Source organism: Ferruginibacter lapsinanis (genome assembly GCF_020783315.1).
Taxonomy (GTDB): Bacteria; Bacteroidota; Bacteroidia; order Chitinophagales; family Chitinophagaceae; genus Ferruginibacter; species Ferruginibacter lapsinanis.
Genome location: NZ_CP086063.1, coordinates 832,898 through 848,243, shown reverse-complemented (window position 1 = coordinate 848,243; position 15,346 = coordinate 832,898). Strand labels below are relative to the sequence as shown.

Annotated in this window: 15 protein-coding genes; 14 read left to right on the top strand and 1 reads right to left on the bottom strand. The window is 33.2% G+C overall.

Annotated elements, in window-relative coordinates:
- Window positions 1-46: 46 nt before the first annotated feature.
- From LK994_RS03650 to LK994_RS03585, 14 genes are all read left to right on the top strand, one after another.
- Window positions 47-1,441 (top strand): lipopolysaccharide biosynthesis protein, encoded by a 1,395-nt coding sequence (locus LK994_RS03650; RefSeq protein WP_229761526.1) that lies wholly within the window; start codon window positions 47-49, stop codon window positions 1,439-1,441.
- 13 nt (window positions 1,442-1,454) lie between these two features.
- Window positions 1,455-2,264: a class I SAM-dependent methyltransferase gene (locus LK994_RS03645; RefSeq protein WP_229761525.1), complete on the top strand. Its 810-nt coding sequence runs from the start codon at window positions 1,455-1,457 to the stop codon at window positions 2,262-2,264.
- Between the two features lie 4 nt (window positions 2,265-2,268).
- Window positions 2,269-3,222 (top strand): GDP-mannose 4,6-dehydratase, encoded by a 954-nt coding sequence (locus LK994_RS03640; protein ID WP_229761524.1) that lies wholly within the window; start codon window positions 2,269-2,271, stop codon window positions 3,220-3,222.
- A gap of 3 nt (window positions 3,223-3,225) precedes the next feature.
- The gene (locus LK994_RS03635; protein ID WP_229761523.1) at window positions 3,226-4,338 is read left to right on the top strand and encodes a glycosyltransferase family 4 protein; all 1,113 of its coding nucleotides are present in this window, start codon (window positions 3,226-3,228) and stop codon (window positions 4,336-4,338) included.
- Window positions 4,339-4,407: 69 nt separating this feature from the next.
- Entirely contained in the window at window positions 4,408-5,334 is a 927-nt protein-coding gene (locus tag LK994_RS03630) for a glycosyltransferase family 2 protein (RefSeq protein WP_229761522.1), read from the top strand.
- A 36-nt stretch (window positions 5,335-5,370) separates the two neighbouring features.
- Entirely contained in the window at window positions 5,371-6,132 is a 762-nt protein-coding gene (locus tag LK994_RS03625) for a glycosyltransferase family 2 protein (RefSeq protein ID WP_229761521.1), read from the top strand.
- 21 nt (window positions 6,133-6,153) lie between these two features.
- Window positions 6,154-7,074 carry a polysaccharide deacetylase family protein gene (locus LK994_RS03620; protein ID WP_229761520.1) on the top strand — a complete coding sequence of 307 codons (921 nt, stop codon included), beginning with the start codon at window positions 6,154-6,156 and terminating at the stop codon, window positions 7,072-7,074.
- On the top strand, window positions 7,071-7,874 hold the full coding sequence (locus LK994_RS03615; protein ID WP_229761519.1) for a formyltransferase family protein: 804 nt from the start codon (window positions 7,071-7,073) through the stop codon (window positions 7,872-7,874). Before LK994_RS03620 ends, LK994_RS03615 begins: the two co-directional genes overlap by 4 nt.
- Before the next feature lie 37 nt (window positions 7,875-7,911).
- Window positions 7,912-8,985 carry a glycosyltransferase gene (locus LK994_RS03610; protein ID WP_229761518.1) on the top strand — a complete coding sequence of 358 codons (1,074 nt, stop codon included), beginning with the start codon at window positions 7,912-7,914 and terminating at the stop codon, window positions 8,983-8,985.
- A gap of 5 nt (window positions 8,986-8,990) precedes the next feature.
- Window positions 8,991-10,226 carry a glycosyltransferase gene (locus tag LK994_RS03605; protein ID WP_229761517.1) on the top strand — a complete coding sequence of 412 codons (1,236 nt, stop codon included), beginning with the start codon at window positions 8,991-8,993 and terminating at the stop codon, window positions 10,224-10,226.
- Between the two features lie 122 nt (window positions 10,227-10,348).
- The gene (locus LK994_RS03600; protein WP_229761516.1) at window positions 10,349-11,581 is read left to right on the top strand and encodes a gluconeogenesis factor YvcK family protein; all 1,233 of its coding nucleotides are present in this window, start codon (window positions 10,349-10,351) and stop codon (window positions 11,579-11,581) included.
- A 94-nt stretch (window positions 11,582-11,675) separates the two neighbouring features.
- Window positions 11,676-12,317 carry an HAD family hydrolase gene (locus tag LK994_RS03595; RefSeq protein ID WP_229761515.1) on the top strand — a complete coding sequence of 214 codons (642 nt, stop codon included), beginning with the start codon at window positions 11,676-11,678 and terminating at the stop codon, window positions 12,315-12,317.
- Between the two features lie 4 nt (window positions 12,318-12,321).
- Window positions 12,322-13,218, top strand: a complete 897-nt coding sequence (locus LK994_RS03590) for a glycosyltransferase (protein WP_229761514.1) — start codon at window positions 12,322-12,324, stop codon at window positions 13,216-13,218.
- Window positions 13,215-13,964 carry an NTP transferase domain-containing protein gene (locus LK994_RS03585; RefSeq protein ID WP_229761513.1) on the top strand — a complete coding sequence of 250 codons (750 nt, stop codon included), beginning with the start codon at window positions 13,215-13,217 and terminating at the stop codon, window positions 13,962-13,964. The genes LK994_RS03590 and LK994_RS03585 overlap by 4 nt, the downstream gene beginning before the upstream one ends.
- A 5-nt stretch (window positions 13,965-13,969) precedes the next feature.
- On the opposite strand, the gene LK994_RS03580 is transcribed toward LK994_RS03585, so the two are convergent.
- Complete coding sequence (locus LK994_RS03580; RefSeq protein WP_229761512.1) at window positions 13,970-15,319, bottom strand: hypothetical protein; 1,350 nt, start codon at window positions 15,317-15,319, stop codon at window positions 13,970-13,972.
- Window positions 15,320-15,346: the final 27 nt, after the last annotated feature.

Sequence of the window (15,346 nt, the reverse complement as noted above, 5' to 3'; positions counted from 1 at the left end):
ATTTTCTTACACTTAACTAAATCTGTTAAGACATTAACCAATTTTAATGACTGGATTTAGCAATATATTAAAGAACGTTCAGACAAAAATTTCAAACAGTTTTTTTACCAATACTCACCAAAGAGATAAAAGTGTATTTAAAAATGTAGGGATAGGTTTTGCATCTAAAGGGGTCAGTATTTTTCTGAGTTTTTTACAGATACCCATCACACTAAGTATTTTAAGTAAAACAGAGTATGGTATCTGGCTTACATTGTTTTCTATAACCAGCTGGATGGCTTACTTTGACCTCGGCTTGGGTAATGGCTTAAGAAATAAACTGACAGAAGCCCTGGCAGAAAGGGATCTAAAAAAAGGGAAAGTTATTGTAAGTACAACTTATGTAACACTATCTGCTATTTTTCTTTTTTTTGTGGTACTGTTTACAGTAATTGCTTTGTTTATTCCATGGGCAAAAGTGCTCAATACCACGTCGGTACCAGATAATGAATTACTGATATTGGTATATTGTTGCTTCATTGGTTCTTTGTTGAATTTTGTAGCTAATCTCATCCAAACAGTTTTTGCAGCCAATCATTTAACCGGAAAAGGAAATATTCTCTCCCTCTTTAATCAGATAATCATCCTTGTTACTACACTTGTTATTAAATACATGCATTTGAATAATGCATTTTTATTGATAGGCATTATTCTTTCCGTTACACCATTACTGGTAAATGTTGTTGCATCAATATACTATTACACCAGCAGATTCAAAGAAATATCTCCCAATATCAAATTTTTCAAAAGATCTTATTTAAGAGAGGTAATGTCTGTCGGGCTTAAATTCTTTGTGATACAGGTAGCGGTATTAATAATTTTTTCAACAGATAATTTTTTGATCACGCAGTTATATGCACCTTCCGAGGTGGCTTCTTATAATTTTGTCTACAAATATTTTTCAGTAATAGCTCTCTTCTTCAGTATTATAGCCGCACCGTTATGGACAATGTATACAGATGCGTATAAAAAAAATGATATCAGCTGGATCGAGAATAATATAAAAAGAATGTTGCGTTTGTTCTTTTTTGCAGTAATTGGCGTCTTGTTAATGACAATCTGTTCAAATTTTCTATTGACATTATGGCTTGGAAAAGTATATTCGTCTTCGATGATATTTGTGTTTTTTATCGGCCTGTATACATTGCAAACAGTATGGAACAATATTTTTGTTTTGCCACTTAATGCAATAGGGAAACTGAATTTACAAATGGGCCTTGCTATATGGGCCGCCGTGATAAATATTCCGCTGGCTATTTTTCTGAGTAAGATAATGGGGGATGTGTTGTCTATCGTTATAGCTAATATTTTGTCTTTGCTCGTAGGTTCTGTCGTATCTTATATACAATTCTACAAAGAATTGAAAATGATGAAAATTCAAAAGGTGCATTCTGGTCTTTAAATAAAAATATAAAATGAGTAATAATTGCAAAATTTGTGATGGGGTAGTATCATCTGTTTTTCAAGCTACTGTCTTAGGCAAATATCCTGTTGCTTATTTTCAATGTCAGACCTGTGGATTTATTCAAACTGAAACACCTTTTTGGTTGAATGAATCTTATTCATCAGCTATATCTTTTTTAGATATTGGCCTGATATCAAGAAATCAAAAACTTTCCGAAAAGCTAAGCTACATTATCAATCTGTCTTTTGACCCTAATGGAAAATTTGTAGATTATGCCGGAGGATATGGAATGCTGGTGCGTATTATGAGAGATAAGGGATACGACTTTTATCGGCAGGACAAATATTGTGAAAACTTGTTTGCAAGAACATTTGATATAAGTGATCAGCCTCAAATGCCGAACAACTCATACGAATTGTTAACTGCATTTGAAGTATTTGAGCATCTTGTAGATCCGTTAGACGAGATCAGGAAAATGCTCTGCTATAGCAATGCTATATTGTTTTCTACAGAATTGCAACCACAAAAAGGTATTAAAGATTCGGGTGATTGGTGGTATATTGCACCGGAAACTGGTCAGCATATTGCTTTTTATACAGAGAAGTCTTTACATATAATAGCCGATAAATTACTGCTGAACTATTATAAAATAAATAATGGGCTTCATATATTTTGTAAGAACGAAATCAATATAAAATGGATTCGTAAGATCGATGCAAGTAATAAGTGGAGACTTTTATACAGAAAAATATTTTTAAAAAAACGTACAAGCCTTTTACCGACAGATTATAATAAAATAATTGGCAGAAAGGTGCTTTAGGAACATGAGCAAAATATTAATTACAGGCTTTTCTGGTTTTGTAAGTCAACACTTACTGAAATACTTATCTGAAACGAATAAGGAATATGAAATTATTGGTATATCCAGAACACAAGCTGCACCTGTTAATTTCACAAACCTGCATATAAAATCATATCAGGCAGATCTGAAAGATGCACAAATAACAAAACAGATCATTAATGAAACAAAGCCTGACTATCTGATACATTTGGCGTCAGACAGTAGTGTTGCATATAGCTGGCAAAATCCGGTAGATAGTTTTCAAAATAATACTAACATATTCTTAAATCTGGTAGAAAGTGTTCGTCAAACAGGTTTCAAATGCCGCATATTGTCAGTCGGTTCTTCCGAAGAATATGGTATAGTGAATATGGATGATGTTCCTTTATCAGAAGAAGCGCCATTAAATCCTATCAGCCCGTATGCTGTGGCTAGAGTATCACAGGAAATGCTTAGTAAGGTATATGCAAGCGGCTATGGGTTGGATATTATCAGAACAAGATCTTTTAATCATATAGGGCCCGGTCAAAAAGATAATTTTGTGGTGTCGTCTTTTGCAAAGCAAATTGTTGAAAATAAAAAAGGAAATAAAAAAGGTTTTGAAGTTGGTAATATAGATATCATACGAGACTTCTTAGATGTTAGAGATGTTGTTAAAGCGTATATGGATATTTTGGAAAAGGGAGAACGAGGGGATGTATATAATATTTGCAGTGGTGTGGGGTATAGCCTGAAACAGATATTGGAAAAAATGATGAAAATTGAAAAAGTTGATTTTGGTTATCAGGTAAATCCACGATTAGTAAGACCTTCAGATAACCCCATTATAATTGGCAATAATAAAAAAATACAAGATGTTTGTAATTGGAAGCCGTTGATCAACATTGACGAAAGCCTTATGGATATTATCAATTATTGGAAAGAAAAAATAGTATAACAGATGAAAGTTTTATTTGATCATCAAACGTTTAATTACCAAAAATATGGAGGCATTAGCAGGTATTTTGCTGAGGTAATTGATGGGTTGAGGCAGAATAAAAACTTAGAAGTGGAGTTGCCATTAGTATATTCTCATAATGCACATCTGGCAGAGAAAAAAATGAATCCAACAAAACCTTACCTGGAAAAAAATTTTAAGGGCAATCATAGAATACAGAATCTGATTTCAAAATATCATAGAATTAAAGTTCAAAAGAAATTAAAAAAAGGAGTTGATATTTTTCATCCTACTTACTATGATACATATTATTTAAATAGTTTGGGTAAAGCAAAACTTGTATTAACTATTTATGATATGATTCATGAAAGGAAATTGTTTTCAGAAAAAATAAATTCAAATACTGTCCTTTCGGATAACAAAAAAAAACTGGCACAGCAGGCATCCGGCATCATTGCTATTTCTGAAAGCACTAAAAAGGATATTATAGAATTATATGGAATAAGTGAAGAGAAGATACATGTCATATATCTTTCGAGTTCGCTTTTGCCGGTAAATGACTACAAGCCCTCCATCTCTATTCCACGAGAATATATTTTGTTTGTAGGTAACAGAGACCACTATAAAAATTTCACTTTTTTTTTACAAGCGATCTCTCCTTTGTTATTAGCAAATAAAAATCTGTATTTGATCTGTGCAGGCGGAGGTAAGTTTTCTGAAGTTGAAAAATTAATGATCAATGAACTTCAACTCAATGATCAGATATTACAGATAGGAATAGACGATAAAATACTTTCTTATCTATATCAAAATGCCAAATGTTTTGTATTTCCTTCTTTATATGAAGGCTTTGGGATACCCACTCTTGAGGCATTTGCATGCGGCTGCCCGGTGGTGCTGAGCAACAGCAGTTCTATGCCAGAAGTAGGTGGCGATGCTGCGCTATATATTGATCCCAATGATAGAGCAAGTATTTATAGTACGGTGAAACGTTTGATTGAAGACAAATCGTTGCAACAAAGCTTAAAAGAAAAGGGATTTCAACAGGCTAAGAAGTTTAGCTGGGGAAAGTGTATTGAAGAACATTTTAAGTTGTACACCAATTTGCTTCAATAGTAAATAATATTGGTTGCAAAGATGTAATCATCAATAATTAGTAATTGTATACATTACCAAAGTAAAAGTATGTCTTTTATAAACTCATTAATATTGGATACAGCTAACAACACAGAAAATACAACTATGCCCAAAATATCCGTTATAACACCTAGTTATAATCAAGGACATTATTTGGAAGCAACTATCCTTTCTGTGTTGGGGCAAAACTATCCTAATCTGGAGTATATTATAATGGATGGCGGTAGTACTGATAACTCTGTAGAAGTTATAAAAAAATATGAAAAACATTTACAGTACTGGGTCAGTAAAAAAGATAACGGACAAGCGGCTGCGATCAATGCAGGCTTTAATATGGCAAGCGGAGACATTTTAATGTGGCTCAACAGCGATGATATGTTAATGCCGGACGTATTGGTTACTATTGCCGAAACAGTGAAGAAGGAAGGAGATAAATTGTTTATTGGCAACTGTATACACTTTAATGAACTAAAAACAGGGATGCTAAAAACATGGGGAAGCAATATTCCTTTTAAGAACAATAAATTAAGAATAGATCTTATAGATTATATCATACAACCATCAAGCTTTTGGACAAGAAAGGTGTGGGAAACAACCGGGATGTTGGATGAAAACCTTCATTTTGTATTTGACTGGGAATGGTTTTTACGAGTGCAAAAAAGCGGATTTAAGATACATAGTATCTATAAATGTTTATCTCTTTATCGTTTTACAGAAGTGCATAAATCTTCCAATGGTGGAGAGAATAAATTGGATGAGCTGGCTTTAGTATATCAAAAATATGTACCTGAAAAATTTCCGTTATTTAAGAAACTTAGAAAAATGAAACGAGGGTTTTTCTCAAAATTTTTCGAGAAAATCTATTTCATAATAGGGCAAAAGAATCAGTATGGCATTTTCTTTAAAATATTTTTCCCGTTAAGATTCAAAGGTCATTCGTCAGAAGAAATTAATATGATCTTAGGGATGTTGTAAATTTGTATACAGTCACATAATAAGTAATAAATAAACATGCATCAACCGCTCATTAGTATAATATCCATCAATTATAATAACAAGCCTGGATTGGCCAATACTATTGAGAGTGTTTTGAAACAGTCATTTAAAGACTACGAATATTTAATTATCGACGGATTGTCGGATGATGGCAGTAAAGAGTTGATTCAACAAAATGAGCAGTACTTATCTTATTGGATATCCGAAAAAGATAATGGTGTATACGATGCAATGAATAAAGGCATATTGCAGGCAAAAGGAAGATATTTGTTTTTTTTAAATTCCGGAGATTGCCTGGCATCTTCAGATGTTTTGGAAAGAGTTAGTGTAGGGATGAATCAAGGCGATCATGATATCGTTTACGGAGATTTTATTTATGATAATAAAATTGTTACCTATAAGCCGGTGTTGAGTTTGTATTATGTGTTGACTCAAGGAATGTGTCATCAAACCCAATTTTTAAAAAAGGCACTGTTTGATAAAGCAGGATTGTATAATCCTATATATCGGGTTACAGCCGATCATTGTCAGTTGATATTGTTTCTGGTGAAATACAATGCATCATATATTCATGTAAATGTACCTGTATCTGTCATAGAGTTGGGAGGGATGAGTAGCGTGTCAATAGCGAACAATCAGAAAGAGAGAATGCAGTTCATGCAAACAGAGTTTCCTTTGTTGGTTCAGGATTATATCTCACTGAAAAAATATAAGAAATTGAATATAGTTGAAAGGGCTAAAAACCTTTTTATAAGAAAGTTTTCGTCAAAAGGATAATAAAAGAGAAGAGATTATTGTATGGTAAGAAATTTTTTATTTCATAGAGTTAACCCGGAAAGAGACAAACTGTGGGATCCCATGGATGTTGCTTTATTTGAGCGTTGCATACAATACATTTCAAAGAAATATACAGTTGTTTTAATTGAGGATATTGCTTTTTCGGATGAGCGGTTTACTAAAAACAAATATGCCACAATAATGTTTGATGATGGGTATAAGGATAATATTCAGTATGCCGCCCCCATTTTAAAAAAGTATAATTGTAAGGCATCATTTTATGTAGTTACCGATTGCATTGATAATAATATTCCTACATGGACGCATGTGTTGGATTACTCTTTCCAGCACACTAATGTCAGTGAGATTGATTTGTCATTTGATTTTTTACCTGATGAATTTAAAGTAAATAATATTCCTACAGCAGAAAAGCGGATAGCCTATGGGAGCAGATTGAAACCCTACTTAAAAAAAATTACTCACGAAAAAAGGGGGTTGGTTTTAGATCAGATAGCAAGATCATATAATGATATTAAAGTACCTGAACTAATGATGAACTGGGATGATATAAAAGAGCTATCAGCTGCAGGTCATTATATAGGTTCTCATACAGTAACACACTGTATGCTGGGTACAATGAGTGATGAAACTGAGATTAAACATGAGTTGTTAAATTCTGCCAATAGAATACAGGAAAAATTAGGATATTTTCCACTAACGATTTCTTATCCGATCGGCAGTTACAACGATACAACGAAAAGATTGAGTAAGGAACTGGGGTATAAAATTGGCTTGGCTGTAAATCAAAATATATATGATCCGGCCATTGAAGATTTGTTTGAGATTTCAAGAATTGAACTGTATAATGAACCTTGGTGGAAAACAAGATTAAGGATATCAAATGCGTTGGAAAATATTAAATCGTTAATAAAATATAAATGAAGATAGTTCTATGGATAGGTGATGGAGCTAATCATAAAGCTTTAGCCAATAAAATTAATGTGGCATTTCCAATAGACGGTATCATCGTTGAGACAAAAAAACGCAGCCATAAACTTACCTTAACCAAGCTATTTGACAAAATAACTGAAAAATTGTTTCTTCCTGCGATAGCGAGATCATGGTGGGGAATGCAACAATATTACAGCAATAAATTTCCTGTTTATCCGCCGGCAAAATTGTTACAGGTAGAAAATATTAATGATCAAACAGCCTATGACTTAACACAGGAAATAACACCGGATCTTATTATTGTTTCGGGCACAAGGTTAGTAAAAGAGAAAATGCTATCCTTTAAACCGACGATCGGCATACTTAATTTGCATACGGGCTTGTCTCCATATATCAAAGGAGGTCCCAATTGTACCAATTGGTGTATAGCCACTAAACAATTTCATTTAATAGGAAATACTGTTATGTGGATCGATCAGGGTATCGACACTGGAAATATAGTAACGACTGAGTGTACAAGATTTGACGGTAAAGAAAGTCTTTTGGAGATTCATATTAAAGTGATGGAACATGCACATGATTTGTATACAAGAGCAATTAAAAAAGTCGCTGAAGGTAAGCGTACAGAGGTAGATCAAAAGGGTATAACAGAAGGAATTACTTATTATTCAAAACAATGGGGATTAAAAGAAAAAATTAACCTCATCAGAAATTTAAATCAATTTCGTAAATCAAATATAAATGGGGAGATAGAAAAATTAAGACGGGCAGTCAAAACAATTGGGATATAAAACAATTTCGGGGATCGGTCTTTTATCAAATGATTAAATGAAAAAAATAGTACACATTATTGATAATTTTGGAGAAATTGCTGGAGCAGAACATGTCTTGCTTGGAGTGTTGAACAATCTGAAAGGCTACGATAATTACTTACTCTACTTTAGTAAGCCCGATCGCCTTTTAAGTAAGTTAGATCCGTCTGTTCATGTTACTTACTTTCCCGTTTCAGGAAAATTGAATTTATTAAAGGCATCTTTATTTTTACGCAGGTTTATAAAAGAAAATAAAATCGATATTGTTCATACTCATTTAACTCAATCGATAATCATTACTAAATTAGCACGGATCAAATCAATTCCGGTTTTTATAACATATCATTCTATTCTTTTTCAAAAATATAAATGGGGTCCAATACCAACACTTCCTTACCTGGCCCATTTATTAAGTTATAAGAAAAATCAAATATCAATAGGAGTAAGTAAGTCTGTGTTATTAGAACTTGAACGAAAATTCAACGTATATAAAAACACACATTGCGTTTATAATTTTATTGATAAATTATATTTTCAACAACAGCGCAATAAAAATAAATCGGAAGAAATCTTTAAAATAATTTGTGTTGGTAATATAAGGCCTGAAAAAAATTTTGATTTAATTTTTAAAGCTTTTGGTCAAAAGTTTAAACATGATCGTTCTGTTGAACTGGATATTTGGGGTGCCAATAGAACAACGGTCGATTATCAAAAGCAATTAGAATCCGATGGGGTATATAACCTTCATATTAAGGGCTCTACCACGAATATCATTGAATTAATGCCACACTACGATTTGTTTGTATCTTCAAGCAAATACGAGTCATTCGGACTATCTGTGCTTGAGGCAATGTCGTTAGGCGTGCCGGTTTTATTAAGCGATATACCAGCATTTAAAGAATTGTATGAAGGGTATGCCACTTTTTTTAAGTCAGATTCAGTGGAGGATTTTACTGATAAGTTGACCAATATTTTAGAATACCCGGAAAGTATCATAGAAAAGAAAGAGAGCGCATTTAATTATGCAAAAAAATTCACTGTTCAAAATACCATAGATAATTTACAAATACTATATCAACAGTATAGCTAACAATAATGAGTACATGTAAAAAAATTTTATTTATCTCTTACGATGGCATGACGGATTCACTTGGGCAAAGCCAGGTGCTACCATATGTTATCGGACTAACTGAATATGGTTATGAGTTTGTGATTTTGAGTTGTGAAAAACCGGATAAATATGAAAAGACGAAACAATTGATCCTTAATATTATTAAAGATCATCCAATAACTTGGCATCCGCTGCAATATCACAAAAACCCTCCCATAATTTCTACATTGTATGATTATTATAATTTAAGAACGACAGCGAAGAAATTACATGAGCAGCATAAGTTTGATATGGTGCATCATAGAAACGGGATATTAATGTTGGTAGCATTGTGGCTAAACAAAAATCTTGGACTGCCTTATTTAAATGATATAAGAGGTTTTTGGGCCGACGAAAGAGCAGATGGCGGTCTTTGGAATTTGAAAAACCCTTTGTACAACTTCATTTATAAATTTTTTAAGAAGCAGGAAACTAAATGTATTTTGAATGCCGGGTTTAATGTATGCCTTACCAATGCAGCTAAAAAAGAGATACATAGCTGGAATTTACCGGGGCAACCACTACCGGTTGAAGTAATACCTTGTAGTACCGACCTGAATTTGTTTAACCCTGATAATATTGATCAAACATTAAGAGAAAAGTTGGCGCATGAATTGGCGATCGGTAAAACAGATTACATAATCAGTTACTTGGGATCGATTGGCCTATGGTACATGACAGATGAGATGATGCTTTTTTGTAAACAATTGATAGATAAAATTCCTAATGCAAAATTTTTGTTTATATCACACAATAAAGATGAAGAAATAATTGCGCTGGCAGAAAAGTATCAGTTCCCGTTGAGCAGGCTGATAATAAAGCATGGACAACGAGATGAGATCCCGGCATTATTATCTTTTAGCGATATTTCAATTTTCTTTATTAAACCTTGCTTTTCAAAAAAATCATCCTCTCCTACAAAACACGGAGAAATCATGTCAATGGGCATTCCATTAATTACTAATAGTGGTGTAGGTGATGTGGATGAAATTGTTGTTAAATATGATTCAGGTTATATATTATCAGAGTTAACGAGTAACGAATTCGAAAGTGTTATACAAAAGATCATTTCGAAAAAATCTTTTGATAAACAAAAAATACGTTTAGGAGCAATAGACTATTATTCTTTAACTACTGCAGTAAAAAAGTATAATGAAGTATATAAAAAAATCTTAAAATAAAGTGATTGGCAACTACAACTGTTTTAGCTGTTAAGATGTAAAAATTATTGCTAATATTTAAGCTGTATATTGTTAACTTTACCCAATTTATTACAAATTCAGGTTTACTATAATAACAAAGTATGATCAGTGTTGTCTCTTTTAATGGCGGCAGGGGAGCAAGAAATTTATTGCCTTCTTTAGTAGAAATAGAGGGGGTTAGTTTAACTTCTATTGTAAATGCCTATGATGATGGTAAGTCGACAGGAGTGTTGCGTCAATTTTTTAAAATGTTAGGCCCATCAGATATTCGTAAAGTTCAGGAGAGCCTTTTGCCCAAAAGTTTGCCCGAATATGACAATGTAAAAAGGCTTTTCGATCATAGATACCCTGTGCCGGCAAATAGGGATAAAATACTTGAAGAGATTTATCAATTTGCGACCGGTAATACAAATGTTATTGCCGGAGTGTGTATAAATGATGAACTAATAAAAACAACCCTTAGATTTTATCTGTTAACTTTTTATAAAGGTGTTAATACCATCGAAAAGTGTGAAGCCAAAAAGTTATCATTGGATGATTGCAATATAATGAACCTGGTTTATGCAGGAGCTTTTTTAGCGGCAGGAGGTAATTTTGAACAGGCTACTATTAATATAGGTAAGTTATTTAAATTAAGTGGTAGTGTTTTGCCTACTAATATTGAAGATAAAAAATTAGTGGCCATCAGGGAAGATGGAACAATATTATATAGCGAAGCAGAAATAGTAGAGCTGCGATCCAATGTGAGGATCAAGAAAATTTATCTGCTTGATGAGTATCCTGATAAAGAAATATTATCGCATTTAAGTATAGCCGAAGTAGAAGAGTATTTTGAAGCGATGAACAGGCAGGTAAAAATTACTCCAAGAGTTAAACATAGTGTAGCCAACGCAGATATAATTATTTATTCATCTGGAACACAACATTCTTCTCTTTACCCAAGTTATATTACCGAAGGTCTTACTGATGCCATTATTGCAAACAAAAAAGCACTTAAGATTTTTATTACTAATATTGGAGAAGATTATGAAACTCCTCGTTACAATGCAAATGACTTTATAAAAGGAGCAATACGATACCTGAGGATGGGGAGTCAATTTACAGTAGATGTATCAGATTTGATCAATATAGCCTTTATAAATAATCGCTTCTCCGGAAAATTAGAAGAAAACTATGTTAAATATGATGAAGCAGAACTCAATTCATATGGCTTTAAAGTTATCATCGATGCGTTAGAAGATGTAGAAAATCCGGGTAAGCATAATGGTAAATTTCTTGCCGGGAAAATTATGGAGTTATACAATGAATATTTTATATCAATTAATTCTTGTTAGTGTAGCACAACTTTATTAATGAGAAGTTATAAAGTGCTGCCTTCATTACTGATATATTCTCTTCATTATAACAGGAAGCGCATAAATAGTTTGTATGCAATTAAAGAACAGATCCCTTATTTTTGATTTTGACGGCACTATCGCAGATACCCTAAAACTGCATGAAAAAGCTTTTATTTTAGCATTCCAGGAATTGGATGTTGAGTTTGATTACAACGATTATTTAGGTCAGACAACAGCCAATACAGTAAAAAGCATATTAAAAAAAAACGATTTACATCTCCCGGAAGATGAAGTAAAAGTCATCATAGCTAAAAAAAAAGATATAGCTAATTCGTTAATACACACTGAGATAACCTTTATAGACGGGGCAAATGATTTCATTGAAGCAGCATATAAACTGGGGATTCCTTTATATGTAGCAAGCTCTGGATCAAAAAAAAATGTTACAGCTGGGTTGAAAAAACTCGGAATAATCAACTACTTTAAAGGAATTATTACTGCGGATGATGTAACGCATTCAAAGCCGCATCCGGAAATCTTTGAAACCGTAGTAAAGAATTTTAATTTAAATAAAAGTAGGTCTATTGTTTTTGAAGACTCCGTATCTGGTATCGAAGCGGCCTGTGCGGCAAAAATACCTGTAGTATGTGTTAATAACAAAATAGATGTAGAGCGTTATGTAAGTGTAATATGTATCAACTTTGCAGCGTTATTAAAGCATCTGGTAAACTAGAATAATGAAAACTGTCTTATCCATAATTGTTACATATAATCGATTACCATTATTAAAGCGGTGTATTGATGCGTTAAAAGCTCAATCGTACGGTAATAATTCAATTTTAGTTATAAATAATTCATCAACAGACGGAACCGAAGAATATTTAAAAGCCAATACAATAAATTTTATAACCCAACCTAACGGAGGATCAAGTGCTGGTTGGTATACAGGAATTGAAGCATCGATCAAAGGTAATTATGATTTTGTTTGGTTAATGGATGATGATGGCTACCCCGACCCGGATGCATTAAAGCATTTAGTGAATAGCTTTGATCATGAAACTATTGGGGTTTCATCAGTAGTAGTAAAAGAAAATAATCACGAAGAATTAGTGTTTGGCTTGCCTAAACTAAACACTAAAGGGTATGTAAAATTATTTTCTTTAATAAGAAAATATCATACTATTTCGGAGGTAAGTAAATTTTCTGATAGGTATCCTTACATACATGCTTTTAATGGAACATTGCTTGATGTTAATAAAATAAAGGCAATAGGTAATGTTGATAAGAGATATTTCATGTATGGCGATGAATTGGATTATATGTACAGACTCGAAAAGCTTGGAAAATTGTACACAATAATAGCAGCAAAACATTATCATCCGGATGTATCTGCCAGGGCAATTGATAAGCATCGGGTATATTATTTTATTCGCAACAGCATTATTATAAATCATTTGTATCTGGACAAAGCCTATGTTCGGGATTTTTTTACTGTAGCAGTAGCCTTGTACAGGGTATACAAAAGATGCCCGTTTAAAGAGTTTGTCAGTTATTTGTTTTGGAAAAACACAGTTTTTCTTTATCAGGGAGTTATTGATGGCTATAAGAAAAATATGGTCAATAAATTTGTATGACAAAAAAAATACGATTAGTAATACCGGCAGCAGGCCGTAGCAGCCGTAGCGGTTTAAATTATCCTAAAACTTTGTACAGGCTTTTTGATGTGCCGATCTTGGTAAGAATAATCAGGTCCTTCGAAGAATTTATTAATGAGCCGCCTATAATAATAATCAATCCGGATAACCTGGATCAGTTTACAACAGTTTTAAAGGAATATAACATTCAAGCTCAAATCGCATTTCAGCATGAACCCCTTGGAATGGGAAATGCGTTGCTGTCAATTGATGATTTAATTAATGATCAAGATGATATCATACTCGTTTGGTCTGATATTCCGCTATTATCAAAAAATACAATTAAATCACTTGTCAATTGTCATCTTGTAACAAAAAATGATTTCTCCCTGGTTACAGCTTTATCGGAAAATTGTTACACGATAGTAAAACGTAACGAAGGTAAATTAGAAGCTGTTTTGGAAACAAGGGCATTAGGAATAGCAGCCAATACTAAAGGAGAAAGAGATATAGGATTATTTGTTTTTAATAAAGGAAGTGTATTTTCTATGCTGAAAGAAAATGAAACTTACTTTGTAGTAGGAGATAAAAAAGAACACAGTTTTTTATATATAATTGAAAAATTAGTTCAGGCTAAACTAAAGGTAGAAGGTTATCCCGTAGCACAAGCATCTGATCTGTTAAGTTTCAATAATCCATCAGAACTTGCAGAAATTGAACAATATATGACTCTGCAAAAAGTGTGATCTTTTTATTTTGATCCTGTATCCTTGGTAGATTTTTTATCGTCTTTTAATTTACTCAGCACCATAAATAACAACAGTCCCCAAAAAGGCATACAAGGTAATTTGTATCTTACAAGTGTTCCGAAATTACCGGTAGAAAGTGCTACCAGTCCCGAAAAAATAAGAACATAAATTGCGCTTGAAAAAAGAATGGGGTCAGACAACACGATTCCGAATGGTTTAAAGATCCTCCCCTTTATAAGAACATAAATAAACAGCACCAGGAAAAAGAATCCTTCTAAACCTGAAAGTAACATAGCAGGGTTTTTTGCCTCCCACAACCATGGACGAAATAATGTTGCAACGACAGCCTTCGGGAAAAAAGGGGCTAAGTCCATTAAACCATTTATATTCTCTGCCTTAATGCCAAGGTCATATAATGAGCCGGCAGAAGATTTCATGCTATCTCTGTTCTCTACAATTTTTTCCGCCAGATCATCACCTAAGTATCTTGAAAAATTTGTGCTGGCAAATTGAAGCACTAATAAAATGGCTACTATCATGGAGCCAATACTAACCGGAAACAAAATAACTTTGAAAATAGGATTCTTTATCTTTTTCAATCTGTTTAAAGCCAGGGCTAAAAAGAGAGGAGGTAAAAAAGCAAATGCTATGTATGCTTTAACGATCAGGAGTATACTCCCGAATAAAATGATGGCGATAAGATTTCTGAAGACTCGTTCCTTGAAAACAAAACAATAGTAGGATGCAGTGGTAAGTAAACAGATACTGGCTAAGCAAACACAATCTTTACCTAAGCCCGACCCCCAAAAGACCACTGTGGGTATGAACAAGAACGGGATAGATAAATATTTTTCTTTTCCGGGGTATATGCGACAAAAAGTTTTGAAACATTTCCAGATGCCAATATAGCTTAGTAAACTAAATACAAGCGAGGTGGGAAGATAGGTCCCAAAAGTAAAGATCTGTATGATTGCTGCAAGTCTTACTTGAAATGTATTACTCTCCGATAATACCATCACATAATCGAGCCAGCTATCATCATCTCTCACATCCATACTTTTATCTACAGAATAAAAAGTAAGTTTGATAAATCGCTCAAAATCTGTAAACAAATAGCCCTCTACCTGTTTAGCAGTATGATAGTAAGTAAATGTATCTCCTCCTTTATAAACATAAGCATGGTATACCCCATAGGCAATACAGCCAACTATTTTCAGTAGCAGGCCTTTTTTAAAATAGCCGGTAATTATTTTATCTGAACTGTTTTTTTTAACAAAAGAGGCAGCCCAAATCAGCACGATCACAGTAAGCAGAAAAGTTAGTACCCAATCATACCAAAATATCCATTGCATCTTTCAAAATTAGTAACTTGCATTCAC

Coding starts and splice junctions, on each gene's coding strand:
- LK994_RS03650 (WP_229761526.1), top strand. CDS start 47: ATGACTGGATTTAGCAATATATTAAAGAACGTTCAGACAAAAATTTCA.
- LK994_RS03645 (WP_229761525.1), top strand. CDS start 1,455: ATGAGTAATAATTGCAAAATTTGTGATGGGGTAGTATCATCTGTTTTT.
- LK994_RS03640 (WP_229761524.1), top strand. CDS start 2,269: ATGAGCAAAATATTAATTACAGGCTTTTCTGGTTTTGTAAGTCAACAC.
- LK994_RS03635 (WP_229761523.1), top strand. CDS start 3,226: ATGAAAGTTTTATTTGATCATCAAACGTTTAATTACCAAAAATATGGA.
- LK994_RS03630 (WP_229761522.1), top strand. CDS start 4,408: ATGTCTTTTATAAACTCATTAATATTGGATACAGCTAACAACACAGAA.
- LK994_RS03625 (WP_229761521.1), top strand. CDS start 5,371: ATGCATCAACCGCTCATTAGTATAATATCCATCAATTATAATAACAAG.
- LK994_RS03620 (WP_229761520.1), top strand. CDS start 6,154: ATGGTAAGAAATTTTTTATTTCATAGAGTTAACCCGGAAAGAGACAAA.
- LK994_RS03615 (WP_229761519.1), top strand. CDS start 7,071: ATGAAGATAGTTCTATGGATAGGTGATGGAGCTAATCATAAAGCTTTA.
- LK994_RS03610 (WP_229761518.1), top strand. CDS start 7,912: ATGAAAAAAATAGTACACATTATTGATAATTTTGGAGAAATTGCTGGA.
- LK994_RS03605 (WP_229761517.1), top strand. CDS start 8,991: ATGAGTACATGTAAAAAAATTTTATTTATCTCTTACGATGGCATGACG.
- LK994_RS03600 (WP_229761516.1), top strand. CDS start 10,349: ATGATCAGTGTTGTCTCTTTTAATGGCGGCAGGGGAGCAAGAAATTTA.
- LK994_RS03595 (WP_229761515.1), top strand. CDS start 11,676: ATGCAATTAAAGAACAGATCCCTTATTTTTGATTTTGACGGCACTATC.
- LK994_RS03590 (WP_229761514.1), top strand. CDS start 12,322: ATGAAAACTGTCTTATCCATAATTGTTACATATAATCGATTACCATTA.
- LK994_RS03585 (WP_229761513.1), top strand. CDS start 13,215: ATGACAAAAAAAATACGATTAGTAATACCGGCAGCAGGCCGTAGCAGC.
- LK994_RS03580 (WP_229761512.1), bottom strand. CDS start 15,319: ATGCAATGGATATTTTGGTATGATTGGGTACTAACTTTTCTGCTTACT.